Origin of the sequence: Xylanibacter caecicola (assembly GCF_013166515.1) — a bacterium.
GTDB lineage: Bacteria > Bacteroidota > Bacteroidia > Bacteroidales > Bacteroidaceae > Prevotella > Prevotella caecicola.
Genome location: NZ_JABKKJ010000002.1, coordinates 43,447 through 68,448, shown reverse-complemented (window position 1 = coordinate 68,448; position 25,002 = coordinate 43,447). Strand labels below are relative to the sequence as shown.

27 protein-coding genes, 1 tRNA gene and 1 other RNA gene are annotated in these 25,002 nt (G+C 48.4%); 16 read left to right on the top strand and 13 right to left on the bottom strand.

Translation table 11 applies throughout. From position 1 onward, the window contains the following. Window positions 1-315 precede the first annotated feature (315 nt). Window positions 316-389, bottom strand: a tRNA-Thr gene (locus HPS54_RS02040). 1 nt (window position 390) lies between these two features. Continuing rightward, window positions 391-489, bottom strand: an RNA gene (gene ffs, locus HPS54_RS02035) — signal recognition particle sRNA small type. Between the two features lie 118 nt (window positions 490-607). Here ffs and HPS54_RS12975 point away from each other — a divergent pair. The 11 genes from HPS54_RS12975 (at window position 608) to HPS54_RS01985 (ending at window position 10,430) form a co-directional block, all read left to right on the top strand. Then, the gene (locus tag HPS54_RS12975) at window positions 608-739 is read left to right on the top strand and encodes a hypothetical protein (RefSeq protein WP_256378086.1); all 132 of its coding nucleotides are present in this window, start codon (window positions 608-610) and stop codon (window positions 737-739) included. 334 nt (window positions 740-1,073) lie between these two features. Then, on the top strand, window positions 1,074-1,619 hold the full coding sequence (locus HPS54_RS02030; protein ID WP_172343812.1) for a DUF4199 domain-containing protein: 546 nt from the start codon (window positions 1,074-1,076) through the stop codon (window positions 1,617-1,619). A 56-nt stretch (window positions 1,620-1,675) separates the two neighbouring features. After that, window positions 1,676-2,638: a glycosyltransferase family 2 protein gene (locus HPS54_RS02025; protein WP_172343811.1), complete on the top strand. Its 963-nt coding sequence runs from the start codon at window positions 1,676-1,678 to the stop codon at window positions 2,636-2,638. Beyond that, window positions 2,626-3,111 (top strand): DUF6452 family protein, encoded by a 486-nt coding sequence (locus HPS54_RS02020; protein ID WP_172343810.1) that lies wholly within the window; start codon window positions 2,626-2,628, stop codon window positions 3,109-3,111. Before HPS54_RS02025 ends, HPS54_RS02020 begins: the two co-directional genes overlap by 13 nt. Beyond that, on the top strand, window positions 3,062-3,751 hold the full coding sequence (locus HPS54_RS02015; protein ID WP_172343809.1) for a DUF6048 family protein: 690 nt from the start codon (window positions 3,062-3,064) through the stop codon (window positions 3,749-3,751). Before HPS54_RS02020 ends, HPS54_RS02015 begins: the two co-directional genes overlap by 50 nt. 24 nt (window positions 3,752-3,775) lie before the next feature. Next, window positions 3,776-4,804: an FAD:protein FMN transferase gene (locus tag HPS54_RS02010; protein WP_172343808.1), complete on the top strand. Its 1,029-nt coding sequence runs from the start codon at window positions 3,776-3,778 to the stop codon at window positions 4,802-4,804. A 15-nt stretch (window positions 4,805-4,819) separates the two neighbouring features. Continuing rightward, window positions 4,820-5,515, top strand: a complete 696-nt coding sequence (locus tag HPS54_RS02005) for a Crp/Fnr family transcriptional regulator (RefSeq protein WP_172343807.1) — start codon at window positions 4,820-4,822, stop codon at window positions 5,513-5,515. Window positions 5,516-5,612: 97 nt separating this feature from the next. After that, on the top strand, window positions 5,613-7,718 hold the full coding sequence (locus tag HPS54_RS02000) for a M3 family metallopeptidase (protein WP_172343806.1): 2,106 nt from the start codon (window positions 5,613-5,615) through the stop codon (window positions 7,716-7,718). 6 nt (window positions 7,719-7,724) lie between these two features. Continuing rightward, window positions 7,725-8,168 carry a dCMP deaminase family protein gene (locus HPS54_RS01995; RefSeq protein WP_172343805.1) on the top strand — a complete coding sequence of 148 codons (444 nt, stop codon included), beginning with the start codon at window positions 7,725-7,727 and terminating at the stop codon, window positions 8,166-8,168. Next, window positions 8,155-9,888: a S41 family peptidase gene (locus tag HPS54_RS01990; protein WP_172343804.1), complete on the top strand. Its 1,734-nt coding sequence runs from the start codon at window positions 8,155-8,157 to the stop codon at window positions 9,886-9,888. Before HPS54_RS01995 ends, HPS54_RS01990 begins: the two co-directional genes overlap by 14 nt. After that, a complete protein-coding gene (locus HPS54_RS01985; protein ID WP_172343803.1) occupies window positions 9,885-10,430 on the top strand; it encodes a 5-formyltetrahydrofolate cyclo-ligase in 546 nt (181 codons plus the stop codon). Before HPS54_RS01990 ends, HPS54_RS01985 begins: the two co-directional genes overlap by 4 nt. An 11-nt stretch (window positions 10,431-10,441) precedes the next feature. Here the strand turns inward: HPS54_RS01985 and HPS54_RS01980 are convergent, their stop codons facing one another. Continuing rightward, window positions 10,442-10,732, bottom strand: coding sequence for a DciA family protein (locus HPS54_RS01980; protein WP_172343802.1), 291 nt, complete (start codon window positions 10,730-10,732; stop codon window positions 10,442-10,444). Further along, window positions 10,732-11,841 carry a DNA replication/repair protein RecF gene (gene recF / locus HPS54_RS01975; protein ID WP_172343801.1) on the bottom strand — a complete coding sequence of 370 codons (1,110 nt, stop codon included), beginning with the start codon at window positions 11,839-11,841 and terminating at the stop codon, window positions 10,732-10,734. The genes HPS54_RS01980 and recF overlap by 1 nt, the downstream gene beginning before the upstream one ends. Before the next feature lie 147 nt (window positions 11,842-11,988). Between recF and HPS54_RS01970 the strand changes: the two genes are divergently transcribed. The 3 genes from HPS54_RS01970 to HPS54_RS01960 all read left to right on the top strand — a co-directional run bounded on the left by HPS54_RS01970 (window position 11,989) and on the right by HPS54_RS01960 (window position 14,205). Then, window positions 11,989-12,696, top strand: coding sequence for a tetratricopeptide repeat protein (locus HPS54_RS01970; protein ID WP_172343800.1), 708 nt, complete (start codon window positions 11,989-11,991; stop codon window positions 12,694-12,696). Next, a complete protein-coding gene (ribH, locus tag HPS54_RS01965; RefSeq protein ID WP_172343799.1) occupies window positions 12,696-13,172 on the top strand; it encodes a 6,7-dimethyl-8-ribityllumazine synthase in 477 nt (158 codons plus the stop codon). The genes HPS54_RS01970 and ribH overlap by 1 nt, the downstream gene beginning before the upstream one ends. 280 nt (window positions 13,173-13,452) lie before the next feature. Next, on the top strand, window positions 13,453-14,205 hold the full coding sequence (locus tag HPS54_RS01960) for an exodeoxyribonuclease III (RefSeq protein WP_172343798.1): 753 nt from the start codon (window positions 13,453-13,455) through the stop codon (window positions 14,203-14,205). Window positions 14,206-14,375: 170 nt separating this feature from the next. Here HPS54_RS01960 and HPS54_RS01955 read toward each other — a convergent pair whose 3' ends face one another. Beyond that, window positions 14,376-14,957, bottom strand: a complete 582-nt coding sequence (locus HPS54_RS01955) for a DUF4738 domain-containing protein (protein WP_253951906.1) — start codon at window positions 14,955-14,957, stop codon at window positions 14,376-14,378. Between the two features lie 210 nt (window positions 14,958-15,167). On the opposite strand from HPS54_RS01955, the gene HPS54_RS01950 reads away from it, so the two are divergent. Next, complete coding sequence (locus HPS54_RS01950) at window positions 15,168-15,845, top strand: DUF4230 domain-containing protein (RefSeq protein ID WP_172343797.1); 678 nt, start codon at window positions 15,168-15,170, stop codon at window positions 15,843-15,845. Then, window positions 15,832-16,491: a DUF4230 domain-containing protein gene (locus HPS54_RS01945; RefSeq protein ID WP_172343796.1), complete on the top strand. Its 660-nt coding sequence runs from the start codon at window positions 15,832-15,834 to the stop codon at window positions 16,489-16,491. Before HPS54_RS01950 ends, HPS54_RS01945 begins: the two co-directional genes overlap by 14 nt. 99 nt (window positions 16,492-16,590) lie before the next feature. Here HPS54_RS01945 and HPS54_RS01940 read toward each other — a convergent pair whose 3' ends face one another. The 8 genes from HPS54_RS01940 to HPS54_RS01905 all read right to left on the bottom strand — a co-directional run bounded on the left by HPS54_RS01940 (window position 16,591) and on the right by HPS54_RS01905 (window position 24,908). Further along, the gene (locus HPS54_RS01940) at window positions 16,591-17,028 is read right to left on the bottom strand and encodes an META domain-containing protein (RefSeq protein WP_172343795.1); all 438 of its coding nucleotides are present in this window, start codon (window positions 17,026-17,028) and stop codon (window positions 16,591-16,593) included. Between the two features lie 197 nt (window positions 17,029-17,225). After that, window positions 17,226-18,239 carry a LacI family DNA-binding transcriptional regulator gene (locus tag HPS54_RS01935; protein ID WP_172343794.1) on the bottom strand — a complete coding sequence of 338 codons (1,014 nt, stop codon included), beginning with the start codon at window positions 18,237-18,239 and terminating at the stop codon, window positions 17,226-17,228. A gap of 323 nt (window positions 18,240-18,562) precedes the next feature. Next, entirely contained in the window at window positions 18,563-19,048 is a 486-nt protein-coding gene (locus tag HPS54_RS01930; protein ID WP_172343793.1) for a PaaI family thioesterase, read from the bottom strand. Between the two features lie 66 nt (window positions 19,049-19,114). Continuing rightward, the gene (locus HPS54_RS01925) at window positions 19,115-21,682 is read right to left on the bottom strand and encodes a DUF5686 and carboxypeptidase-like regulatory domain-containing protein (RefSeq protein ID WP_172343792.1); all 2,568 of its coding nucleotides are present in this window, start codon (window positions 21,680-21,682) and stop codon (window positions 19,115-19,117) included. A 31-nt stretch (window positions 21,683-21,713) separates the two neighbouring features. Then, window positions 21,714-22,421 (bottom strand): HAD family hydrolase, encoded by a 708-nt coding sequence (locus HPS54_RS01920; RefSeq protein WP_172343791.1) that lies wholly within the window; start codon window positions 22,419-22,421, stop codon window positions 21,714-21,716. After that, window positions 22,414-23,349 (bottom strand): CDP-alcohol phosphatidyltransferase family protein, encoded by a 936-nt coding sequence (locus HPS54_RS01915; protein ID WP_172343790.1) that lies wholly within the window; start codon window positions 23,347-23,349, stop codon window positions 22,414-22,416. The genes HPS54_RS01920 and HPS54_RS01915 overlap by 8 nt, the downstream gene beginning before the upstream one ends. A 12-nt stretch (window positions 23,350-23,361) precedes the next feature. Beyond that, the gene (locus HPS54_RS01910) at window positions 23,362-24,180 is read right to left on the bottom strand and encodes an ATP-grasp domain-containing protein (RefSeq protein WP_172343789.1); all 819 of its coding nucleotides are present in this window, start codon (window positions 24,178-24,180) and stop codon (window positions 23,362-23,364) included. Further along, the gene (locus tag HPS54_RS01905; protein WP_172343788.1) at window positions 24,177-24,908 is read right to left on the bottom strand and encodes a sugar phosphate nucleotidyltransferase; all 732 of its coding nucleotides are present in this window, start codon (window positions 24,906-24,908) and stop codon (window positions 24,177-24,179) included. The genes HPS54_RS01910 and HPS54_RS01905 overlap by 4 nt, the downstream gene beginning before the upstream one ends. Between the last annotated feature and the right edge of the window lie 94 nt (window positions 24,909-25,002).

The following is a 25,002-nucleotide window of genomic DNA, read 5'->3' as shown; positions in this document are numbered from 1 at the left end:
GACTTTTTTCACTTCGTTCAACAACACGTCATTGTAAAAGTCCGATATGCAAGCCTTTGATTTTAAGATTGCCATCAACGGATATATGTCAAAATTCAATATTTATTGTGTGTGTGTAGGGACATATTCTTGTATTTGTCCGCCCATAACAGTTTAAAAATCAGCGGGTGTATACCGGACAAATACAAGAATATGTCCCTACACGTTGGTGGTTGCTTATTTTGACACACACTCCTACAACTGAACAACAAGTATTGAAATTCGAAACAGTGGCATAAAAAAACGGGAAGAGCAGCTTTTGCCCTTCCCGTTTTGAGCCTCTTGTCGGATTCGAACCAACGACCCCGAGATTACAAATCACGTGCTCTGGCCAACTGAGCTAAAGAGGCGGGTGGGCAAGCTACTTGCATCGCGCCGCTACAACCAACTACCTTTGCTACGTTCCCGTCCTGGAGGATTCGAAGGGAGCTGGCCGTGCAAGACTTACCCGTGTATGTTTGCGGCTGCAAAGGTAATAAAAAAGATTGGTGAAAAGCCACTAAAACATATCGTTTTATCAGTTTTTAACGTTTTAAAGAAGGTGTGGTAACTATTCAGTCATCGTAACATGCACAATGTATTCATCATCAATGTAGGGCTGTACCATGGTGCAGCCGAAGAGCAAATTGCAGGTATGCCATTGAGCGGCAGCACCATGGCACAGCCATACCCTAAGAGTTGGATTGTTACGAGGGTATGATTAAATCATGAAGTTAAAAAAGTCAGGAGGAGTTATGTGGCTAAAGCCACGAAAGATAAAGGACAATAGCTGTATATGAAGCAACGAGACATACGTCTTTTATCTCCCCCTTATCTTCTTCTATATTCCCCTTATCTCCTTTTACCTCAGCCTCCAACGCTCCGTCATACCTTAAAAAACAAAAAAAGAAACGTGCTTATACCTACTATATAATGGAAAATGAGTACTTTTGTCGAATATTAGCAAGGTACGGAGAGCGGCTGCTGCAACGGCGGAGCAAAGATTTGTACCAAAGAAAACATCACACCCGGTACGTAATATCTTTCATACTACAATGGCTACACGCGAGGAATACGAACAGCTAAAGGCTTTTGCCCGAATAGACGGTGCGCTTGTCGGCGCGCTCTGGATTGTCAGTTTTGCCTGCTTCATCGGCGGGTTTGCCGTCCCCGTGCTGGGCGTTATATCCCTCTTCACGGGCGTAGCGTCGGTTGTCTTCGCCACCATGCGGCTACGAAAGTTCCGCGACAACATTCTGGGAGGCATCATTTCCTTCAGGCGTGCGTTCGGTTACGGATGCTTCACATACTTCTACGCCGCACTGCTCATGGCGGTGGCACAGTTCGTTTACTTCCAATTCATAGACGGAGGCTACCTCATAGCCAAGTACACGGATGCCATGAAAAACAAGGATATGGCAGGAATGATGCAGAGCGTATACGGTATATCGCCCGATGACATGAAGCTGGCATTGGACACACTTGCAGCCCTGCGCCCCATAGACGTGGCACTGCAGTTTCTTACCACCGACATAATACTGGGCGTAATGATAAGCCTGCCCATTGCGGCAATAATAAAGTCTGCCGGAAAAAGACGATGACAAAGGTGCCGACGCATCATAAATATATCTGAAAAAACAATATCAAGACATTAAATATGGACATATCTGTCGTTATTCCTCTTTACAACGAGGACGAATCCCTGCCCGAACTATACGCATGGATTGAACGTGTGATGAAACAGAACTCATTCACCTACGAGGTGATATTCATCAACGACGGTTCTACGGACAACTCCTGGAACGTGATAAAAGACCTCAGCAACAGCCACGAGTGCGTGAAAGGCATAAAGTTCCGCCGCAACTACGGCAAGAGTCCCGCATTGTTTTGCGGCTTCAAAGAGGCACAGGGCGACGTGGTGATAACCATGGACGCCGACCTTCAGGACTCTCCCGACGAGATACCGGGACTGTTCCGCATGATAAAGGAAGAGGGTTACGACCTCGTGTCGGGCTACAAACAGAAGAGATACGACCCGCTGTCGAAGACAATCCCCACAAAACTGTTCAACGCAACGGCAAGGAAAATAAGCGGAATAAAGAACCTGCACGACTTCAACTGCGGACTTAAGGCATACCACCGCGACGTGGTAAAGAACATAGAGGTGTACGGAGAGATGCACCGTTACATACCCTATCTTGCCAAGAACGCAGGCTTCAGCCGCATAGGCGAGAAGGTTGTGCACCACCAGTCGCGCAAGTACGGCAAGTCGAAGTTCGGCATAAACCGCTTCTTCAACGGCTATCTCGACCTCATAACACTGTGGTTCCTCAGCGGTTTCGGACGCAAGCCCATGCATGTGTTCGGCTTTCTGGGCACCATAATGTTCATCATCGGCTTCATATCGGCATTCATCATCGGTGCCGACAAGTTGTGGGCGGTGGCACACAACATACCGCAGAGGCTCGTAACCGACTCGCCCTACTTCTACATCGCACTGACAATGATGATGATAGGCACGCAGCTGTTCCTTGCGGGATTTATCGCAGACCTCGTGAGCCGCAACTCCGAGGGGCGCAACGACTATCAGATAGAGGAGGAACTGCGATGCGGAAGATAATCCCGATCATTGCCGCAGCACTTCTTATCGTCAGCGCATGCTCGTCGATAGACTGCCCTCTGAACAATCTTGTGTACACATCTTATGACATATATGGCGCCGACGGGCGGCGTGACACGCTGCGCGACACGCTGACAATATCGACAAACAGAAGCGACGGGAGCGATTCCGTGCTGATAAACCGCGACACGCGCATAACGGGTTTCTCGCTTCCGATGAGCCTTTCGCACCCGCAAGACGTGTTCTTTGTCGAGGTTAAGGGCGAGAACAGCATAACATACGACACGCTTACCGTGTCGAAAGAAGACCTGCCCCACTTCGAGTCGGTAGACTGCGGACCGTCGTTCTTCCACACTATAACGGCAGTGGAGTGCACGGACAACGCCATCGACTCCGTCGTTATCAATAATCCGAATGTAGACTATGACACTTCAAAGAAACATTTCCGAATATATTTCAAGCATCGCGATTAGCCTGCTGATGCTGGCGGCGGCACATCCGGCGGCGGCACAGCGCAAGGACACGGCACTGAAGAACGACAGTGTACCGCTGTTTAACGGCATGGCAGTGGCTGTAGACCTTGTCGGACCGGTGCAAATGGCGATAGGCGACTACGGACAATACGAGGCTTCGCTGCGCGTGAACCTCAAAGACAGATATTTTCCGGTGATTGAACTGGGTGTTGGACGTGCCGACTATACGGATGATGTGACACAGACGTCATACAAAACGAGTGCCCCGTTCGGGCGCATAGGCATCGACTTCAACCTGTTAAAGGACAAGCACGACATCTACAAGCTGTTTGCCGGAGTGAGATATGCTTTCACTTCGTTCAAGTACGACCTCGGACATCCGGGCGTTTCCGACCCCGTTTGGGGCGACACGGCACCATATGAGGCGAAGGATGTGGACTGTTCTTACCACTGGTTGGAGTTCGGTATAGGCGTAGATGCCAAGATATGGGGACCCGTACACATGGGTTGGAGCCTGCGTTATCGCAAAAGGGCGTCGTATGATGACGGCAGACTGGGAAAGTCGTGGTACGTTCCCGGCTACGGAAGGAGCGACGGCTCGGCGTTCGGAGGACTGTTCAACATAGCGATAGAGATATAAAACCGAAGTTATAAGCCCTTAGATATGAAACAAGGAAACAACAAAAGGCTGTCGGCATTCTCGCTTGCCTTCCTCTCAATGCTCGTCATCGGCACCGTGCTGATTGTACGCAAACAGCACACCACGCCGTACATACACAACAGCGGCATGGTGTTCGGAACGGTGTACAGCATAAAATACCAGTACGACAAGGACCTGCAAAAGGAGATAGAGGCGGAACTGAAGAAGGTGGACAACAGCCTGTCCACTTTCAACAAACAGTCTGTGATATCGCGAATAAACCGCAACGAGGATATCAAAGTCGATGACATGTTTGCCGAAGTGTTCGACATTGCCCGCCACATATCAGACGAAACGGGAGGTGCATTCGACATAACGGTGGCGCCGATGGTCAACTTATGGGGGTTCGGATTTAAGAAAGGAGTAACGCCGTCGGCACATGCCATAGACAGTCTGCGCAGCATCGTGGGCTACAAGAAGGTGAAAATGGTGGCAGGAAAGGTTGTAAAGGACGACAAGAGGACGATGCTCGACTGCAGTGCCGTTGCCAAAGGATACGGAACGGACGTTGTAGCGCGCCTGCTAAAGGCGAAGGGTATAGAAAACTTCATGGTCGAAATAGGCGGCGAGGTGGTGACTTCGGGTGTCAGCAAGGCACGCGTGCCATGGCGCATAGGGGTGATAAAGCCCACAGACGACTCGCTGAACGTGAACAACGAGGTGCAGACGGTGCTCAACGTCACCAACAAAGCCATGGCGACAAGCGGCAACTACCGTAATTTCTACTACAAAAACGGCAGGAAATACGCACACACCATAGACCCGAAAACGGGACAGCCCGTACAGCACAACATACTGTCTGCCACCGTGCTGGCAGACAACTGCGCCACGGCAGACGCATATGCCACGGCATTTATGGTGATGGGACTGGAACGTTCGAAGGCGGTTCTTGACCGTCATCCCGAACTTATGGCATATTTAATATACTCGGACAAGGACGGAAAGAACGCCGTATGGCACTCCGCATCCATGAAAGGAAAGTTCATCAAATAGACCTGTCGTATACCTATGCAACCCACATACAACAAACTTCTTGAGCTTCCACTGTTTCAGGGCATGAGCATCAGCGACCTTGAACAGGTTATCATGAGCACACATTTCGGCTTCATGAACACTGCCGGAGGGCGCACCGTGATAAAAGATGGCGACAGTTGCAACCGGCTGTTGTTCCTTATCAAAGGCACACTGTGCACCGAAAGCATACCGGACGACAGGAGATACATCATAGAAGAGGAAATATACGCTCCGAACATACTGCAACCTGAATGTCTTTTCGGGCTGACACAGAGATACACAAAGACATTCAGGGCTATAACAGACTGTGAGTTTATGAGTATAAACAAGCAGGAGGCCATGAAAATATCGGACAATTTCGATATTTTCAGACTCAACCTGCTTAACATTTTATGCACGCAGACACAGAAAGCAACACGTCATCCGTGGCGCATACATCCGCAGGGAATACGCGCAAAGATTGCACGTTTCATGGAGACGCGCTGCACAAAACCGGCAGGAAAGAAGACACTATACATAAAAATGGAACAACTGGGACGCGAGATAAACGAGAGCCGCCTCAACATTTCACGAGAGTTAAATGCCATGAACGATGAAGGCATCATCACGCTGAGACGCAGCGAGATATGTTTCCCGCAACTGGAACGGCTCATCCTGACGGCAGGAGCGGAACAGCAGGACAATCTTTGACACAGCCGAAGGCTGCGACGGCAAAAGAACATATTATATATTAAGGTAAGAAAAACAATCCGACCGACTTTGCAAGTCGGCAAAAGACAATACAGCTATGAGCAATAATACAGCAGAAAACAGGCAACATCGAAATCCGTTTCTGGAACCTTACGGAACACCGCATGACACGGTGCCGTTCGGAGACATACGCATGGAAGACTTCGAAGAGGCTTTCATGGAGGGCATAAGGAGAGATAACGAACAGATAGAGAAGACGATTAACAATCCTGAGAAGCCTACTTTCGACAACACCATAATAGATGCGGACGAGGATAAAGAGGGGTATTACGACCTTCTGTCGCGTGTATCCACCGTGTTTTTCAATCTTCTGAGCGCCGAGACAAACGAAGAAATGGATGCTCTGGCACAGAAAATACAGCCCATACTGACACAACACGCCAACGACGTGCGCTTGAACAAGCGTCTGTTTGAACGTGTAAGAGCCGTACACAGACATCATCGCAGACTGACACCCGAAGAGAAAAGACTGTTGGACAACAGTTATGACGGTTTTGTACGTAGCGGTGCGCTGTTGGATGAAGAGGGTAAGGAAAAGTTGCGCAGCCTTACGGAGGAGGCAAGCATGCTGTCGCTACAGTTCTCGCAGAACCTGCTGAAAGAGAACAAGGCATATTGTCTGCACATAACCGACGAGGAACAGTTGGAAGGACTGCCCGACACGGCACGCGAAGCAGCTGCCCTTGCCGCAAAGGAACAGGACAAGGAGGGTTGGGTGTTCACTCTCGACCATCCGAGTTTCAGCCCTTTCATGACATACTCTGCACGACGCGACCTGCGCAAGGAGATGTACATGGCACGCAATACGGAGTGTACGCACGACAACACGGAGAACAACATTGAGATATGCAAGCGGATAGTGAACCTCAGACGTGAGATTGCCCAGCTGTTAGGATACAGAACATACGCTGAATATGTGCTGAAAAACCGCATGGCAGGCAATGCCCGCAACGTGTACAGACTGCTCGACGACCTGATAACGGCATACAGACCGACGGCTCTCAAAGAGGTTGCCGAGATAGAGAAAACAGCAAAGAGAGCCGAAGGCAAGGACTTCGAGCTGCAACCGTGGGACTTCAGCTACTATTCGCACAAGCTGCAACTGAAGAAATTCAACCTCGACTCGGAGATGTTGCGCCCTTATTTCGAACTGTCAAGGGTCATCGACGGTGTTTTCGGACTGGCAAACCGTCTCTACGGCATAACTTTCAAGGAAAACAAGGACATACAAGTGTATCACAAGGACGTGAAAGCCTACGAGGTGTTCGATGCCGACGGCTCGTTTCTTGCGGTGTTCTATGCCGACTTCCACCCGCGTAATGGCAAGCAGGGCGGTGCATGGATGACCGAATATCAGGGACAATGGATAGACCGCAAGGGCGAGAACGTACGTCCGCATGTAAGCGTTGTGATGAATCTTACAAAGCCTACCGACGGGAAACCGGCACTGCTAACCCTCGGAGAGGTGGAGACTTTCCTGCACGAATTCGGACATTCGTTGCACGGAATGTTTGCCAACACGCGCTTCGAGAGCCTCAGCGGCACCAACGTATGGTGGGATTTCGTAGAGCTTCCGTCGCAGATAATGGAGAACTTTGCAGTAGAAAAGGAGTTTCTGCGCACGTTCGCTTTCCACTATGAGACAGGAGAACCTCTCCCCGATGAACTAATTTCACGCATTGTGAAGAGCCGTAACTTCATGGCTGCATACGCCTGCATGAGGCAAGTGAGCTTCGGTCTGCTCGACATGGCATACTATACGCAGAAAGAAGAGTTCACCGACGACATAATAACGTTTGAAAAGAAAGCGTGGGAAAAGGCTGTCGTCACCCCACAACTGCCCGACACGTGCATGACGGTGCAGTTCAGTCACATCATGGCAGGCGGCTATGCGGCGGGTTACTACAGCTATAAATGGGCGGAAGTGCTGGATGCCGATGCATTCAGCATGTTCAGAAAGAACGGTATATTCGACAGAAAAACAGCACAAAGCTTCCGTGACAACATACTTTCAAAGGGTGGAACAGAGCATCCGATGACGCTATACAAGCATTTCAGGGGCTGTGCCCCGACAGTGGATGCACTGCTTAAAAGAAACGGGATAAGAAAGGAAAGCGGAAAAAAGAAAAAACATTACTCCTGAAAGAAAATGACAACAGACAACAAACAAAGGCTTCTTGACCTGCGATATCTGCGCATGGCACGCATCTGGGCAGAAAACAGCTACTGCCAAAGACGGCAGGTGGGTGCGCTGGTGGTGAAGGACAAGATGATTATAAGCGACGGATATAACGGCACACCGAGCGGTTTCGAAAACGTTTGCGAAGATGATAACAACGTGACAAAGCCATACGTGCTCCATGCCGAAGCCAATGCGATAACGAAACTGGCACGAAGCTCGAACAACAGCGACGGCTCTACGCTGTACGTAACGGCCGCCCCGTGCATAGAATGTGCCAAGCTGATAATACAGTCGGGCATCAAGCGCGTGGTATACGGTGAGAAATACCGGTTCGAAGACGGCATAAACCTGTTGAGAAGAGCCGACATCGAAGTTCTATATCTTAATCCTGAAGAAAATGAGACAGAATAAATCAAACCGATACATGCCGCTGCTAATGGCACTGTGCGTGGTGGTGGGAATATTAATCGGTACATTCTATGCCAACCACTTTTCGGGCAACAGACTCAATATAATAAACTCGGGCAGCAACAGACTGAACAATCTGCTTCACATAATAAACGATCAATATGTGGATGCAGTGAACATAGACTCTCTCGTAGACAAGGCGATACCGCAGATACTGGCGGATCTTGACCCTCATTCCACGTACATAAGTGCAAAGGACGTGCAGCGTGCGACAGACGAACTGAAAGGTTCTTTCTCGGGAGTGGGCATAGAATTTGTAATAAGAAACGACACCATACGTGTGCAAGGGGTGATAAAGAACGGACCGGCAGAGCGTGCCGGCATACTTGCAGGCGACAAGATAGTTAGTCTTGACGGCAAGCCTTTCGTGGGAAAGAGCGTCACCAACGAGGAGGCGATGTACCGGCTGAAGGGTCCCAAAGATACGAAAGTGAAGATAGGAGTGCTGCGTTATCGCGAGAAGAAGCAGCGATATTTTACGGTTACACGCGGAGACATTCCGCAGAAAAGTGTCAACGCGGCATACATGCTTGACGACAAGACCGGATATATACGCATAAAAAGTTTCGGAGACAACACATATCCGGAACTGCTCATCGCACTCGCGCAGCTCTCGCAGGAGGGTTTCGGGAACCTGGTGATAGACCTTCGCGACAATACCGGCGGCTATCTGCAGTCTGCAATACAGATTGCCAACGAGTTTCTGCCGGCAAAACGACTCATAGTATATACCGAGGGGCGCCGCTCTCCGCGCAAAGACTATCCGAGCGACGGGCATGGCAGCTATCAGGACATACCTCTCGTGATACTAATCAACGAGTCTTCGGCTTCCGCTGCTGAAATTCTTGCAGGGGCAATGCAAGACAACGACCGCGCAACGATAGTAGGACGTCGCTCTTTCGGCAAGGGACTGGTACAGCAGCAGATGAGTTTTAACGACGGATCCATGATAAGACTGACCGTGGCACGGTATTACACGCCTTCGGGAAGGTGCATACAGAAACCGTATGTGCCCGGAGCGGAACACGGATATGAGGATGATCTGATGGAAAGATACACACACGGGGAGTTTTTCTCGCAAGACAGTATAAAGCATACCGGTCCTGCCTACCACACGGTTATAGGCAGAACGGTGTACGGAGGGGGCGGTATCACCCCGGACATCTTTGTGCCGGAGGATACGACAAACGTGACTTCGTACTACAAAGAGGCGGCAATGAGCGGAATGATATTGCAGTTTGCATTCACATATACCGACGACAATCGTCTGAAACTTAACAACTTCACGGAAATGATGGAGCTTTCGGACTATCTGGTGAAACAGAACACGGTAGAGAAGTTCGCGTCTTTCGCGGACAAGAACGGACTGCAGCGCCGCAATCTCATGATAAGGAAATCGCACAACCTGCTTGAACGCTACATCAACAGCCGTATAATATACAACATCATGGACGAAGAGGCATGGATAAAGTATATCAACATGGACGACAAGGTTATCGACACGGCGCTTGATGTGTTCCGCCGGAACGCCGCATTCCCCAAGAAATCGGCACCTGCAAACAAAGGTAAAAAGGGAAAGGTGGCGCTTTTACACGGCACGGACCGTATCCCCTCGCCCACCGGAACGGAAATGATAAGGCACGACATATCGCAGAAAGCATGACAAACAAGAATGATCTGCGCAAGATAATGCGTGAGAGAAAGCGACAGTTCACCGGTGAAAAGCTGGGCGAAATGTCGCTTTCGGCTGTCACGGGACTGCTCTCCCATTATATAATAAAGAACGTGCGAACAATATTTATATATTACTCTCTGCCCGATGAGGTGGACACCCATGCCTTGGCAGACGTGCTTGCAGACAGCGGAAAAACGGTGTTGCTGCCTGCCGTGACTGGCGACTGCGACATGGAACTGCACCGTTATGAGGGCAAACAAAGCCTTAAAAGAGGGGCATACGGCATAATGGAACCGACGGGAGAGCTATATACGTGTTACGAAAACATAGATGTGGCAGTTGTTCCGGGCATGGCATTCGATGCCGAGAACAACCGGCTCGGCAGGGGAAAGGGCTATTACGACCGCTTTCTGGCAAAGATGCCCGGTACATACAAGATAGGATTGTGCTTTGATTTTCAAAAGGTCGAGAAACTGCCTGCTGACAAGAATGACATTAAAATGGACGAAGTGATATGCAACGGGCAGTAGTCTGCAACGCATCAATATATCCTTACGTCTGTAATGACCTTACTGCCGACATGTCCGTTGAGCCGTGCCACAAGACGTGTACGCATCATCGACAGGTCCGAACGCAGCGCCGGACTGGTTATTTTTACATAAAGTATCTGATTGCGTATATACTTTTCGGCAGTATAACGTTCCACCATGCTCCCCGTAACCGTACCCCACGCATCTATAAGACGCTTTTGCAGGAGTGGCGTTTCAAGCCCGTTCTGACGAAGGCAGCGGTTTATCACGTCGGCAAGAGACAACACATCACGCTTGAACATCAGTTTTCCTCCCTTTCGGTTATATTGCCTCCGGATACGGAGAATATCCTGTAATCGAGCGAACTGGTGTGCAATATGCGGTCAAGATGGTCGCGGTTGGTGTCGGTAAGGAATATCTGCCCGAAGCCGTCGCCTGCCACTATGCGTACAATCTGTTCCACACGGCGGGCATCAAGTTTGTCGAAAATATCGTCGAGAAGCAGTATCGGCTTGGTATTACCGCACGTGCGCCGGAGAAAATCAAACTGTGCCAGCTTCAGTGCAATGACGAATGTCTTGTTCTGTCCCTGACTTCCTTCACGCTTCATGGGATATCCTCCGAGCTGCATTTCAAGGTCATCGCGGTGAATACCGTGCAATGAATAGCCCACGGCACGGTCTTTCATCCTGTCACGGCGTATGACTTCGAGTAGCGGACCGCGCTGACAATGCGATATATAGTCGAGCGACACGGCCTCCTTTCCATCGGATATTATCTCATAAAAACTCTGAAAAACCGGTATAAGCTGCTGTATGAACTCACGGCGTTTGGCGTATATCAGTTCTCCCGACTCTGCCATTTGCTCCTCCCATATATCCATAAGCGCGGCATCAGGCTCGCTTTCCATTTTGAGAAGCGTGTTGCGCTGACGCAAAGCCTTGTTATAACGGTTGACGGCATCTATGTATGTTCCGTCATACTGCGATATGACAACATCCATAAGTCTGCGTCTCTCCTCACCGCCACCCTCAATAAGAAGAGTGTCGGAGGGCGATACGAATATCAGCGGAATGAGTCCTATATGCTGCGACAGCCTCTTATACTCCTTCTTGTTGCGCTTGAAATGCTTCTTCATGCCGCGCTTCATGCCGCAATACACGTTCTCCTCATCGCCGCCGTCGGTCTCATAAGAACCTTCGAGCACGAAGAAATCCTCATCGTGACACAACACCTGGGAGTCTGAAGATGTGTAGGCACTGTGGCAAAAAGACAGGTAATAGACGGCATCAAGGAGGTTTGTCTTGCCTTCGCCGTTATGACCTATGAAACAGTTTATCTTTGGAGAAAGTTCCAAAGACGCCGCCCTGATATTCTTATAATTGATAATCGAGATTTTCTTAAGTAACATCTGCCGTTACATTCAATGTCCTTGCAAAGTTAGTTCATTTGCCATTCAAAAACGAAAAAAGTCATTGATAAATTTCAATATATGGGATAAAATAAGTAATTTTGCCACACTTTAAACATATATGAAAATAAATAAAATATAAGAATAATGGCAAATCCAATCGAAAAGAACGGCACTCCGAGCGCAGAGGAGTTGCTGACAAAACGCGAAGCGTCTTTCCTTAAGTACAAGAATGTTATCATTTCAGTGGTTGCAGCGATAATAGTAATCATCGCAGGAACCATACTTTACAATAAAAATAAATACGTTGCCGAACCGCGTCAGGAAGAGGCAAGCACCGCGCTGGCAAAGGGACAGGAATACTTTGCAAACCAGCAGTACGACAAGGCGCTGAACGGTGACGGAACAGGCTATACAGGCTTCGTGAAGATCGCTTCGGACTACAGCAGCACGGACGCAGGTAACCTTGCCAACCTCTATGCAGGACTGTGTTATGCCAATCTTAACAAATGGAAAGAGGCAGTACAGTACCTCGAAGACTACTCAACGGCAGGAGATATGATGATAAGCCCGGCTGCCGTATCTGCTCTCGGTGATGCCTACGCACACCTGAACGAACTTGACAAGGCGGTGGATTGCTTCAAGAAAGCAGCGAAAATGGCTGATTCGGAGGCTGACGACAAAACAAACAACAGCCTGTCGCCCACATTCCTCATCAAGGCAGCAGAGATATTGGAAAGCCAGAACAAAAAGGAAGAGGCTCTGGACATATACAACGACATAAAAAAGAAGTATGTGAACTCTGCCGTTTCACAGGAAATAGACAAATATATAGAACGCGCAACAACCAAGTAATGGCAACAGCACAACACAATCTTTCGGCATACGACACCGAGAAGATACCTGATGCAAGCAACATGTGCTTCGGCATAGTGGTGGCGGAGTGGAACTCCGAGATTACGGGAGCACTGCTAAATGGAGCCGTAAGCACGTTGGAGAAACACGGGGCGCTGCCCGAAAACATACATGTAAAGACCGTTCCCGGAAGTTTTGAGCTTGTCTACGGCGCACACCAGATGACACTCAACGGCAGCTACGATGCCATTATAATTCTCGGAAGCGTCATACGGGGCGAGACACCTCACTTCGATTATATCTGTCAGGGTGTGACCTACGGCATAGCAAGACTTAATGCAAAGAGCGAGATACCTGTAATATACGGACTTCTCACAACCAACGACATGCAACAGGCAAAAGACAGAAGCGGCGGAAAATATGGCAACAAAGGTGACGAGTGTGCCATTGACGCTATAAAAATGGCAAAATTCTGATGCCGGAAGGCATAAAACAGATAAAGGCTTGTGCAAAAAGCACAGGCCTTTTATTTTAGACAGAGACAAGAGAAAACGCATGACAAAACAGGAAACATTGTCTGCGAAAAACAAAAAGCATAGGGTTAGCCTTCGTAAAGCTATGCTTTAAGGTATCTAAAGCTATGCTTTTCTTGTCGTAAAGCATAGCTTTATGAACACGATCTGTAACATACTGATTATCAGAATAGTGCAGACAGTAAAAACAAAGCATCGAAATAACATAAAAAAGCAATAAAGAATGAAACTAATATCTTGGAACGTGAACGGACTTAGAGCCTGTGAAGGAAAAGGATTCAGCGAGATTTTCAAGCAGCTGAATGCCGACTTCTTCTGCTTGCAGGAAACAAAGATGCAGGCAGGACAGCTGGATCTGCAATTCGAAGGCTACCAATCGTACTGGAACTATGCCGAAAAGAAAGGCTATTCCGGCACTGCCATATTCACCAGACATCAGCCGTTGAACGTCACTTACGGACTGGGAATAGACGAACATGATCATGAAGGACGCGTGATAACCCTCGAAATGGATACGTTTTACCTTGTAACAGTATATACTCCCAACTCTCAGGACGGACTGAAAAGGCTTGATTATCGTATGAAATGGGAGGACGATTTCCGCCGGTACCTGCTGATGCTTGACGAGAAAAAGCCCGTAATCGTATGTGGAGACCTCAATGTGGCACACAAAGAGATTGATCTTAAAAATCCGAAAACAAACAGAAAGAATGCCGGATTTACCGATGAAGAACGCGGAAAGTTCACCACACTGCTCGAAAGTGGCTTCACAGACTCGTTCAGATATTTCTATCCCGACATGGAGAACATATACTCCTGGTGGTCGTACCGTTTCTCTGCGCGTGCCAAGAACGCCGGCTGGCGCATAGACTACTTTGTGGTTTCAAATCGTCTGACAGACAGTCTTGCCGGTGCAAAGATACATACAGACATCATGGGGTCGGACCATTGTCCGGTAGAACTGGAACTTAAATAACATAATAAATATGCGGATGCAGGGATAAACACATCCGCATATATTTCCCAAAAGGTAGGGACATTTTTCTTGTAAATGTCCGCACGCATCGAAGAGGCGTTAAGAAAAAAAACTAAAGCATTCAATACTCCACATCTTCCGCACTTGCCTGCAAACGGGAAAGAGAACGTTTAAACCCCGTCCTCGTCCTCTGCGTCAGGTGCGGATGTTTCAATGTGCACGTCTTTCTTTACTGTCAGCGCGCCCATGCGCGACAGTACGAGCGACAAAGGCACGTACTCGTCACTGAGAGCATCGGGAGAACCGACACTGACGGAGAACACGAGATTGTCTCCTTCTGCCTTTACGAAGACAAGTCCCAACAGAGTATTGCTGCCGAGATACTTCTCTTCCAAATACTGCGAAAAGCTTTTCTTGGTGAAACTACGTTCAAAAAACGACGTATCGTCATCTCTCAGCACCTGCAGAAGTATCTTGTTGTCATGGTATTTCGTGCCCGTACCGTCATCAAAGACAGGCGAATCACCGTCCACACTGCGCGATATCACCACTTTATATGTCTTTCCCAACCACTCCACATCTTCGCTGTGAGTATAGTCCTGCATTCTTACGGGAGCGGCAGGAGCCTTCTTTACCGGTTTCGGGGCAATGATATCCGTAGTCTCTTTTTTCTCATTGCACGACGTGGCAACTGCCAACAGGGCAATGAGCGACGGCATTATCAGCCGCATCCTGATGCTGTTTTTCATCATAAATATAATTTTATACGACTGCAAAGGTAGTGCAAATCACACTAAACACAAAGCGAAAAACTGTTTTTTAAAGCATTTCAGAACGTTTATAAGTGCTTTTTCGTATCTTTGTATAAGATAGGTGGCGCCTCAGCAATTCGAAGCAAGCTTCATTGCATTCGGTTGGCACTATCTTTGCATAAGATAGAATAAAATATTTAAAACGCATTTATGAAACATATACTGATATACATGGCAATGTGTCTTACGGCACTTTATGCCTGCTCCGGCAAGAGAACAGGAGCGGGAAAGGATATCCCTGCCGACACGATACCTATGATGCTTACCGTTATAAAGAACTGTTCGAAACTGTATACGGCAGAGTATCACATACACAAGATTGTGACACACAACGACACAAGGAAACTTAGCGGCACATTCCTTCAGCAACAGTTTGACATAACGCTGCCTTTAGGCGAGCGGAAGATAGCAATTCCGATGGACGCCACACTGAAAGCGTATGTCGATTTTTCGGACTTCAGCGAGAAAAACATAAGGAGAAAAGGTGACAAGATCGAAATAATACTACCCGATCCCAAAGTGGAGCTTACGTCAAGCCGCATCAATCACAAGGAAATAAAGAAGCAGGTGCCGCTCCTGAGAGGGGCTTTCAGCGATGCTGAAATGGCATCATACGAGCAGCAGGGACGTGCATCGATAATAGCATCGATACCACAGACCGGCATAATAGACATGGCACAGAAAAGTGCAGCACGCATATTGATACCCATGATAGAGCAGATGGGCTTTAAGGAAGAGAACATCACCGTAACATTCCGCAAGAAATTCTCGCTCGAAGACATTCCGCAAATATTGATAAACAACGGCATTGAAAATGGAAAGGAATAGAAACAGGAAATGGAAAGGCATACAGACACTGTTCCTGATGAAAGGTCTGATGTCGCGGGTGGCGTTGACAGCGGGCATCATTACGGTGCTGGCAATAGTCTTTATAACGGTTTGGACTGTACGGTCGTGCTCAAAAGACAGGATCGAAACAGTTGTCAACGACACCATAAACATAACTCAGGCACACATCACGGCAATGAAGGAAATCGGCGAATGGGAGTTTCTGACTGTCACAGACGAGGAAATGGCAGACACAACAAGACGCGGTTTCTTCTCAGACGACCACCTGATACGCATCTATTACGGACGTCTTAGGCTCGGAATAAACATGCACAAGGTAAAGCCGCACTGGATAACAGCGACGGGAGACAGCATAACGATGCACCTTCCCGATGTGGAACTGCTTGACGAAGACTTCATTGACGAGGCTAAGACACAGTCGTTCTTCGAGTCGGGAAAATGGACCGATGCCGACCGCGAAGCTCTCTACATGCGTGCATACACATCGATGCGCAAGCGATGCCTTACAAAAGAAAACATTGAAAATGCCCGTGAAAATGCCGAACAGCAGTTCACAAAGATGATGAAAGCATTGGGTTATAAGAAAGTGGGTATTGTGTTTTCACAGGATCAGACCAATAAGTAGATGTTCAAAATTAAACGTATATATTGAAAGTGTGCCCGTCGCAGCATCAGTGTCAGACGCTTCTTCGGGCACACTTTTATTTTTTCAAATCACCGGTCATCATTTGGCACGCTTCTTCAGCACCATCAGCACCTTATCTGCATCATTTCCGAAAGTCATTGTGCCGTCAGCCTTTATCTTATATCCGGTGATTTCGCCCAGCGCACGCAGCATATTGTCCTCATTTGTCATGTCATGACACATCATACGTGTGCTTCCGAGAGCACCGAAGTTAATCTTTCCGGTCTTGGCATCGGCATTAAGTCCGCCTGTAAGACGGTTGCATCCTGCACTTCCATACACCAGTTTGCCAGCCACATCAAAGCCCATAAACGGTGCATCCTGCCCTTCTACTACTTTCACAGGAGAACCGTCTATCTCCATAACGTCCCACTCTCCGCCGATGGCTGACAGCGCTGCCGCACTCTTTGACGAGCCGCAAGAACCCATGAAAACAGCAAATCCTGACGCCATAATAAATGTCAAAAACTTCTTCATATTACATTATTTATATTAAGTTATTCATATAAACAGGCACAACGGTCGTATGCCGCCATGCCCGTAAGTTTTGCAAAGATAGCATGTTCTTGCAAACAATGCCTAAAAAAATAACATTGTTTGCCTATTATTATAAGCTTTTTGTTTTTTACCGCTATGCCCAAGCTCTATCAACAAACGGCATAGCGGCATGTGCATCATCCCTTTTTGGAACTTTCCCTTATCTTAAGCATCATGGGAACAACCTCTCTGTATATGTGCTTATCACCGCCAATGTTTTTCAAAAGCAACTCACAGGCACGGCACCCCGTCTCATATGATCTGTCTACTATCGCCGAAAGCTTTGGCGTGACAAACACCGCCGTGTCTGTATCCGTAAATCCTATTATCGCCACATCTTGCGGAATTCTCAATCCGATGTTTTTTATTACGTCGAAAGCGGCGTATGTTATAATGTCGTTGAAGGCAAGAATAGCATCGGGACGGTCATCACGGGTGAGCAGACGCATGGTCGCCTCGCGGGCAACCTCAAAGTCTATTTTGTCACAAACCACCAACGTACGGTCTATTTTTATGCCGTTCTCGCGCAGCGCCTCAAGATATCCATGCTTGCGACGGCGCACCATATCAAGATGATTCGGACCTCCTATAAATGCAATACGCCTGCTTCCGGTGTCTATAAGATGACTTGTAGCAAGCCGTGCCGCCTCATCTCCATTTGCAGTAACCGACGAGAACAGGTCGGGAAGACACGTCCGGGCAAAAAAGACAAGCGGTATGCCCATGCGGTGGATATCCTCAAAGTGAGTATAATCTACTGTATCTTGCGCCAGACACGCTATTATCCCCTCCACGTGCATACTGATAAAGTTGTCTATGGCACGCTCCTCACGCTCATGATCTTCATGGCTGTTTATCACCACAACCGAATATCCCTCCTTTGTGGCATAGTCTTCTATGCCGTCCACCACCGCCGCATAATAATGGGAAACAAGGTTGGGCACCACAACACCGATTATTCTCGGTGCTTCTTTTCGCAAACTCTGTGCAAAAGGATTAGGTCTATAGTTCAGTTTCTTTGCAAGTTCCTGCACGCGCCGTTTCATATCGTCACCAACTTCATGACTGTCTCTCAGCGCCCTTGAAACCGTGGCAATGCTTACACCAAGCTGTTTGGCAAGGTCTTTCAAGGAGGTTCTTTGTTGTCTCATATCATAAAGGTTAACGTTTCACGCCACACAATCGGCACAAAACACGCATCCGTACACATTACACAATATCGTAAAAAGACAATGCGCATCATTGTAACAATGACATGGTGTAATGCAAAAGTATCAAAAAATGCCTTAATACGCAAACGTTTACGTATGTTTTTTAAGTAAAAAACATACAAAATCTGTTTTTTAGACTTATCTTTGCAATGCAAATTCAGAATGAGTAATGAATAGTTGATAATAAGTTAGTTAGAAAAAAAGGGTTTAAGACTGTTGTGAAACACTCTTGAACCTTTTTTCTTTTTATACGTCTTTATCTTCTACAGTGGCAGAAGTTCATCACCTTCCAGGTCGCACGATACAAATCCCATGGCATGTGCCTTTTCCTTTTCAAACACATAGTATGTGGCAGTGCCCTCGGTACACACCTCTCCCTTTGCATTTTCCAGCGTCACCTCTACTGTAACGAGACGTCGGTTCTGCCCGGTAATGCGTCCGCGCAACGTTATTTGCGGCTCGGTGGTCATAACCGGCTTCTTATACCGCACGTCAAGACGTGCCGTAACACCGCTTGTCTGCAACTTGCGGAACACCACCCAACCGGCGGTCTCATCAATAAGCGTGGACAATATGCCGCCGTGCATGGTGTTTATCCAGCCTTGATAATCGGGACGAGGCTTCCAGAAACTTATTATCTCATCGCCTTCCTCATAAAATTCCATATGCACTCCAAGCGGATTTTCCGGACTGCAACCAAAGCAATTGTAACCTTCCGCACCGGTCCACGGGTTCTTTATCTTTCTCATAAGTATGTGATTATAGGTTTGTCTTTTACAAAGATGATACAAGCCGGACGCAATCAAGCCTCTTTCTCAGAACGAGAATTCGAGCGTGAAACGCACTCCGTGCTTGCGTGCTGTAGGCAGACTGAGATAGCTAAGTCTTCTTACATACTGCACATGCAGAATTTTAAAAATGTTATGTATGCCTGCCGTAAACTCCATATACGGTCTGCTGCCGTCCATTACGTATGCCCCCTCGGGAAAATACATCAGTCTGCCGTCGCCTGCATTAGCCTCTACAAACGGATTGTTCTTGTCGCTCAGAGACCCCCAAAGGCAGTTGAAACCCACCGACTCGCGCCACTTCAGTTTGCGTATCAGCGGTATGCGGTTGAGTATCTTGCCGTTAAGCTCCCACGAAAGATGCAGACTGGCATATCTGTCATTTAGAAACTCCATGTTGTTTATCATGCTGAACGTCTCATCGTTCACGATATACGACAGGTTTGTGGCAGGCATTATCAACAGTGGGAAAGGTACTTTGTTCCACTGCACCCCGCCTTTGAGACGCGTTTCCAACCTGCCCCAGCTGCCAAGCCACAAACGTTTGTATATGCTCGCTTCAGTAAAGTTGTAGTTATATTCACCGCCCATGAAGCCTTTAACACCGACAGTATGTCCTATCTGAAACACCGGAGCGTCATGATTTGCAGGTATTCGCCGCTGCTTGGTGTTGATAAACGACTCACCGGGAGAATATCTCAGCTCGGCATGTATTTCCGTTGTACGCAGTTTTCCATGCGTTGCAACGTCCCCGCTCCCCGTTTCCGACGACAACGGAACAAAGAAAAGTTCTCCACAAGCCTCGTTCCCTTCGGTCTTTACGCTTGTCATAAACCTCAGTCCCCAGTCGGTCTCATACTCAAATGCAAGCTGTTGGCGGTTGTAGAACATCATCTTGTTCACCTCGCTCCACTTGAACGAAGTGAACACATTGTCCTTATCCGTTGTCACAAACTTGTCCGACGGCGAGTACACATCGTATGCGGAAGTAAACGTCAGCGTACGTTTCGGAAACTCGCGGGGCAGATATTTCTTCTTGTTCAGCGAGTATGTCACCTCTCCCTTGTAATAGTTTTTCTTGCTGTCCCATCCTCTTGCATAGTAGCCGGAGAAGAACCAATGCGGATTAAGGTTAGCTGTTGTCTGTCCGCTGATACGCGTGCGCACTCCGTCAATGAAGTTCTTGCTTATCAACGTGTTTACAGGACCGAGGTCTATCTTGCTGGGATGTTTCTCGTTACCCAGTTCGACAAAGTTCTCTATAAAAGCCTTTGCGGCGAAAAGCACAAATCCAAAGTTCTTGCTTTTCTTCATATTGCTTATAAACTCGTCCATGGACGCCTCGCTTTTCGACAACTCCGCTCTACGGTTACGGTTCCAGAAATCGGTCCCTTGTATCATCGCATCGGGGTCGAAACGCTCCTTTGCCATGCCGCGGAACATCTTGTCGGGCAACGGTTCGAACGAATATCCGCTGTTGCGCGTTGTCCTCATCACTATTGCCTTTGTAAGAAAATTGAGTAGAGACATCTCAACTACCATGTCGTCCGTAGTCAGTGCCCAGTCGCCACCGGGCAACCGGCTGTATTCCTGATTGATTTTCAGTCCCTCGACAAAGTTCACCGCCGTGTTCTGAGGCAGTGTCATGTCACAGCGTTTAACGTGCAACGTAGAGTCGGCAAGCACCCACATCTCGCCTCTGAAACCGAAGTCCTGCGGGTTGTTGGGCAGAAACTGAAGATGAAAACATTTGTCCTTGCCCACATACACCGTGTCTTCTATATAATAGCGATAGAACGAAATGGCATCGCGCCCTATAGGACTTATAAAGCGTTTATGCAGCAGGTTTATCTGGTCGTCATACAAATCCACATCCTTAAAAACGTCCTTCAGCATCGTGTTCAATATCTCTCCTGTCTCTATCAAGCTGTTCACACCTTTTGAACTGCGCCCTTTAACTATCGTTTTCTCGCTCTGCGGATCGCGGCGGTATATGTTCTGCGTCACCGTCTCGTCTACAGAAAGGGGCAAGATGAGCTTTCCGTTATGAGAGCACACCTCCACCTGTTGCTTGTACCATTTAGAGTTACGGAACATGCCCTTCTCCAGCTCGTCCGGCTGTATGTCGTTTACGGCAAGCGTTATTTTCTGGTACTTGTCATAACGATAGTAATCGTGATTTTCGAGATGTGTTTTCTTCTTTGCAGCTATCACCCTCCGCATGAGGGCTATCGCCGGATTGTCCTTTCTTTTGTACTTTCCGCGCTTGCCTTTCACCTTCACCTCCGACAGTCCGCGCGCATCCGGTTTCAGTGTAACACGCATCTCCGAAGGCGTGTTGGCACCTATAAGTATCTTCACCGACTTATATCCAAGCGCACTGAAAGTGATCGACCAGCCGTTGTGGCGCTCTATAGAGAATGTACCCGATGCCTCGCCGACAACAGCAAGCTTATGTCCCTTATACTGTACACTGGCAAACGGTATGCTGTCTCCCGTCACGGCATCGACAACGACACCGGTTATACGCTGCGCCCCCACGGTATGAGAGAGTACGAGAAATAACAATATCAACAGTTTCTTCATTCTTTTCATCTTTCGTTTATAACATTGCCGGTATCTGATACTACACTTCTGACAGAAGCCGGCTGAGATCCTTGATTATAACATCAGGCAACTGCTCGTCGTACACTGCGTCCGTCCAGCCCTCGCCTTTCAGCCATGCCGTGCGGCAACCTGCCGCTGCTGCCGGAATAATGTCATTTGTAAAGCTGTCGCCGACAACCATCACGTCTTCCGGATTTAATCCGAGAGCATCCGTTCCGAGCCTGAAGATACGCGGATCGGGTTTTCTCACGCCTACCACAGCCGACTCTATGACACCGTTGAACAGGCAGTCCAGTCCGAACTCGGCAAGCACGGTGTTGATGTTCCCGTAAAAATTGCTTACCAATACCATGGGGTAACGCTCTTTTATCTTCTCCAGCACACCGCGGCTATAAGCCGTCGCACGCCTTACACCATCGTATACGTCCTCGAGAATATCCTCATGTAACCGGTTTATCTTTTCTTCTCCGGCGGTCCAACTGCCTGTGGAAACAAGCCGGTTCATTTCTATTTCAAGCTTCATCGATAGAGTCTTGCGGAACGTATGACCGGGTTTTACGGTCTCACCCTTTCCCAAAAACCGCTCTGCATATACGTATGCCTCACGGAACCGGTCTTCCGTCACAGGCACACCATGCCTCATATATGCACTCCAAAGCACCTTTCCCCAATGACATCCGCCCGTATCAAGCGTACCGCCGTAGTCGAATATGTATCCTTTAATCATCCAGTTTGTTTGTTAATGTTGCGCAAAGAGTTTCATGACGCTTGTGCATCATGATATACAACACGCTCATTATCGTTATTTCAACAAGGAAATAGACCCACGGAATATTTGCCAGACAAGTCACGTAGATACATATTGCCCTTACATTGAAAGTCAGAATGTTGGTATATTTCATGAGCGGACGGCTACCGGAGAGGAATTCGGAGCGTAGCCATTCGGGCATTTCCGAGGGTTCGGAATAGCGTTCGGAAAGTTTTCTGAAGAACTTCTGAAAACGCGGAGTGCGCTTTTCCTGACTGCGACAGTAGTTGGCATAATTATAATAGAACGCACGCGCGAGGAGCGAACGTCGCGGCAACGACTCATACATGGCGCGCTGTCCGGCGTAGGTATCCAGCTCGCTGCCTTCCTTTCCTTTAAGGAAGAAAAGGTGTATCTGGCGGTAATAGTCGGCAAGCGAACTCTGGCGCGAATGGCACATCACACCCGCCATAAACGCAAGCACCCATATCCACACGCCCCACGAAAGTTCCATGCCCGGTATGGGGGCATTCATCAGCCGCACACATATAGCGGCATATATGCAGAAAAACCACAGATCGCCCGAAAAACCGTCAAGGACACGCCCCACAAGCGTCTTCTTTCCGGTAAGGCGGGCAAGCTGTCCGTCGGTAGAATCACAGAAATTGGCAAACATAAGGAGCACCACGCCAAGAAGATTATGCATCAAATCGGTATGCCGGAACATAAGTCCGGCTCCTACACCGAGGAATATCGACAATACGGTTATGGCGTTGGGATGTACTCCCAGCCGCTTCCACATCAGTGCGAAGACCAGTCCTATGGGGCGTGTGAAGTACACGTCCAGCCATTCTTCGGTATCTTCCGACTTAAACGATGCGTGAAGCATTTCCTTAAAACTACTCATCTTTTTCTTTTATTATATATTTACCGTCCCGAGACATGCACGCCTTGCAACAAGCCTTGCTATCGCATCGGCTGCCTCGTCGCGGCATCTCGAGAAACTGGGGAAATCGTTGAAATCTATTATTGCATAGCTGCCGTCACTTCTGACAATACAGTCACCGCCATACACATCCGTCCCCACGAGCGAGGCAAGCCGCTCCGCATCGTGGCACAGGCTTTCTATCCTGAAATCGTAGTGCCGCGCCTTGCCGTTCATAAGCTCATCGCCGAACTTGTGGCAACCGTCGTCCGTAGGATAAAAGTATCTGAAAAAGCGTGTCCCGAGCACTCCGTAGAACTTCACGAGGTCGCCCTCCACATGTGCTGTAACCACCATCCTGTCCACGCCACGACGTATAAAACCGTCTACAATCATGTCACGCTCTTCCGCACATGCGGCATACCGCACATCGGCGGGGCACTGCGCAGCCTCATCTCCGCGTTTTATCCAGTATCCCAAGTCACCCTCCAATGGTGCTGCCGGTATGCCGGCGGCACGCATCATGCCATCCACCGCATACCGTGCACAACTCCTTATGGCAGCAGGAGTATTTATCACCAACGCCCCACACGCCTCCTTGTAATGAAGAATGTCTGTCGTCGACGTCTCCCGTCCCATTGTAAGAAACACGTCGGCATCCATATCCCGTGTAAGGAAGCGTTCACCTACATAGTCCACATCAAGCCCGAGACGCCGCAACTTCTCGCCGGCGGCATCAAGTACAGCCTTGTCACGTTCCACCGAATTGGGCGAGAAACGCTCGGCTCTGTATATGGCAAGAACACGGGTCATGGCACGGACTTGCGTATAAAGTTCTCTGCTTTTACTATGTCCGAGGCATGGTCTATATCCAGTATCTTATCAAAAGCGTATGCCTTGAGTTTCATTCCGCCGGCGACCATTGCCCTCTGGAAGTCGCGCATGCGCGTTGTTCCGCGCGCCATGCACTGTTCAAGAACATCCACTGCGGCAGGAACAAGTCCGTAAATGCCGCCTGATACAAACCGGCATCCGTTTTCGTCATCGTAAAACCCCGTCACGTCAAGATTGTCATCCACGCCCACGAAAAGCGGTTTTTCATCGTCCACATATCCGGTAACGCCCATAAGACCGTCTGCCAAACCGCCGTCGACGAGCTTGCGGAACTCACTTATATATTTTGAAAAATCGCTTTCGCAGAACACCGTGTCCACCGTGGTGAGACAAAACGGACCGTCTTTCAACCGGCGGCTTATTTCATAGAAACTGTGCATGGAACCGGACGTGTTTTTTACCACAAAGTGTAATGGTACGGGATGTCCGTCCAAACCCTCATTGGAAATATGTTCCAGATGACGACTCACGGGAATTGCCGTACCGTTACATATCACGACAATCTCCGTGGCACCGTTATTCATAAACACACGTATAAGTCTGTCGATGAGACACTCGCCACCAATTCTGACCAAAGGTTTGGGAACTGCTATGCCCTCACCCGCCAGCCGCGAACCCTCACCGGCAGCTATTACAGCATACTTCATCTGCCTTTTACCATTTGAACAATGCGCAAAGGTATGTAATATCGGCGAGATGATGAAACTTTTTATAGTATTTTAGTTTTTTACATTATTATAA

Bases quoted from the DNA above. Each gene is read 5' to 3' on its own strand.
- HPS54_RS12975 (WP_256378086.1), top strand. From the start codon at position 608: ATGCACAATGTATTCATCATCAATGTAGGGCTGTACCATGGTGCAGCC.
- HPS54_RS02030 (WP_172343812.1), top strand. From the start codon at position 1,074: ATGGCTACACGCGAGGAATACGAACAGCTAAAGGCTTTTGCCCGAATA.
- HPS54_RS02025 (WP_172343811.1), top strand. From the start codon at position 1,676: ATGGACATATCTGTCGTTATTCCTCTTTACAACGAGGACGAATCCCTG.
- HPS54_RS02020 (WP_172343810.1), top strand. From the start codon at position 2,626: ATGCGGAAGATAATCCCGATCATTGCCGCAGCACTTCTTATCGTCAGC.
- HPS54_RS02015 (WP_172343809.1), top strand. From the start codon at position 3,062: ATGACACTTCAAAGAAACATTTCCGAATATATTTCAAGCATCGCGATT.
- HPS54_RS02010 (WP_172343808.1), top strand. From the start codon at position 3,776: ATGAAACAAGGAAACAACAAAAGGCTGTCGGCATTCTCGCTTGCCTTC.
- HPS54_RS02005 (WP_172343807.1), top strand. From the start codon at position 4,820: ATGCAACCCACATACAACAAACTTCTTGAGCTTCCACTGTTTCAGGGC.
- HPS54_RS02000 (WP_172343806.1), top strand. From the start codon at position 5,613: ATGAGCAATAATACAGCAGAAAACAGGCAACATCGAAATCCGTTTCTG.
- HPS54_RS01995 (WP_172343805.1), top strand. From the start codon at position 7,725: ATGACAACAGACAACAAACAAAGGCTTCTTGACCTGCGATATCTGCGC.
- HPS54_RS01990 (WP_172343804.1), top strand. From the start codon at position 8,155: ATGAGACAGAATAAATCAAACCGATACATGCCGCTGCTAATGGCACTG.
- HPS54_RS01985 (WP_172343803.1), top strand. From the start codon at position 9,885: ATGACAAACAAGAATGATCTGCGCAAGATAATGCGTGAGAGAAAGCGA.
- HPS54_RS01980 (WP_172343802.1), bottom strand. From the start codon at position 10,732: ATGTTCAAGCGTGATGTGTTGTCTCTTGCCGACGTGATAAACCGCTGC.
- recF (WP_172343801.1), bottom strand. From the start codon at position 11,841: ATGTTACTTAAGAAAATCTCGATTATCAATTATAAGAATATCAGGGCG.
- HPS54_RS01970 (WP_172343800.1), top strand. From the start codon at position 11,989: ATGGCAAATCCAATCGAAAAGAACGGCACTCCGAGCGCAGAGGAGTTG.
- ribH (WP_172343799.1), top strand. From the start codon at position 12,696: ATGGCAACAGCACAACACAATCTTTCGGCATACGACACCGAGAAGATA.
- HPS54_RS01960 (WP_172343798.1), top strand. From the start codon at position 13,453: ATGAAACTAATATCTTGGAACGTGAACGGACTTAGAGCCTGTGAAGGA.
- HPS54_RS01955 (WP_253951906.1), bottom strand. From the start codon at position 14,957: ATGATGAAAAACAGCATCAGGATGCGGCTGATAATGCCGTCGCTCATT.
- HPS54_RS01950 (WP_172343797.1), top strand. From the start codon at position 15,168: ATGAAACATATACTGATATACATGGCAATGTGTCTTACGGCACTTTAT.
- HPS54_RS01945 (WP_172343796.1), top strand. From the start codon at position 15,832: ATGGAAAGGAATAGAAACAGGAAATGGAAAGGCATACAGACACTGTTC.
- HPS54_RS01940 (WP_172343795.1), bottom strand. From the start codon at position 17,028: ATGAAGAAGTTTTTGACATTTATTATGGCGTCAGGATTTGCTGTTTTC.
- HPS54_RS01935 (WP_172343794.1), bottom strand. From the start codon at position 18,239: ATGAGACAACAAAGAACCTCCTTGAAAGACCTTGCCAAACAGCTTGGT.
- HPS54_RS01930 (WP_172343793.1), bottom strand. From the start codon at position 19,048: ATGAGAAAGATAAAGAACCCGTGGACCGGTGCGGAAGGTTACAATTGC.
- HPS54_RS01925 (WP_172343792.1), bottom strand. From the start codon at position 21,682: ATGAAAAGAATGAAGAAACTGTTGATATTGTTATTTCTCGTACTCTCT.
- HPS54_RS01920 (WP_172343791.1), bottom strand. From the start codon at position 22,421: ATGATTAAAGGATACATATTCGACTACGGCGGTACGCTTGATACGGGC.
- HPS54_RS01915 (WP_172343790.1), bottom strand. From the start codon at position 23,349: ATGAGTAGTTTTAAGGAAATGCTTCACGCATCGTTTAAGTCGGAAGAT.
- HPS54_RS01910 (WP_172343789.1), bottom strand. From the start codon at position 24,180: ATGACCCGTGTTCTTGCCATATACAGAGCCGAGCGTTTCTCGCCCAAT.
- HPS54_RS01905 (WP_172343788.1), bottom strand. From the start codon at position 24,908: ATGAAGTATGCTGTAATAGCTGCCGGTGAGGGTTCGCGGCTGGCGGGT.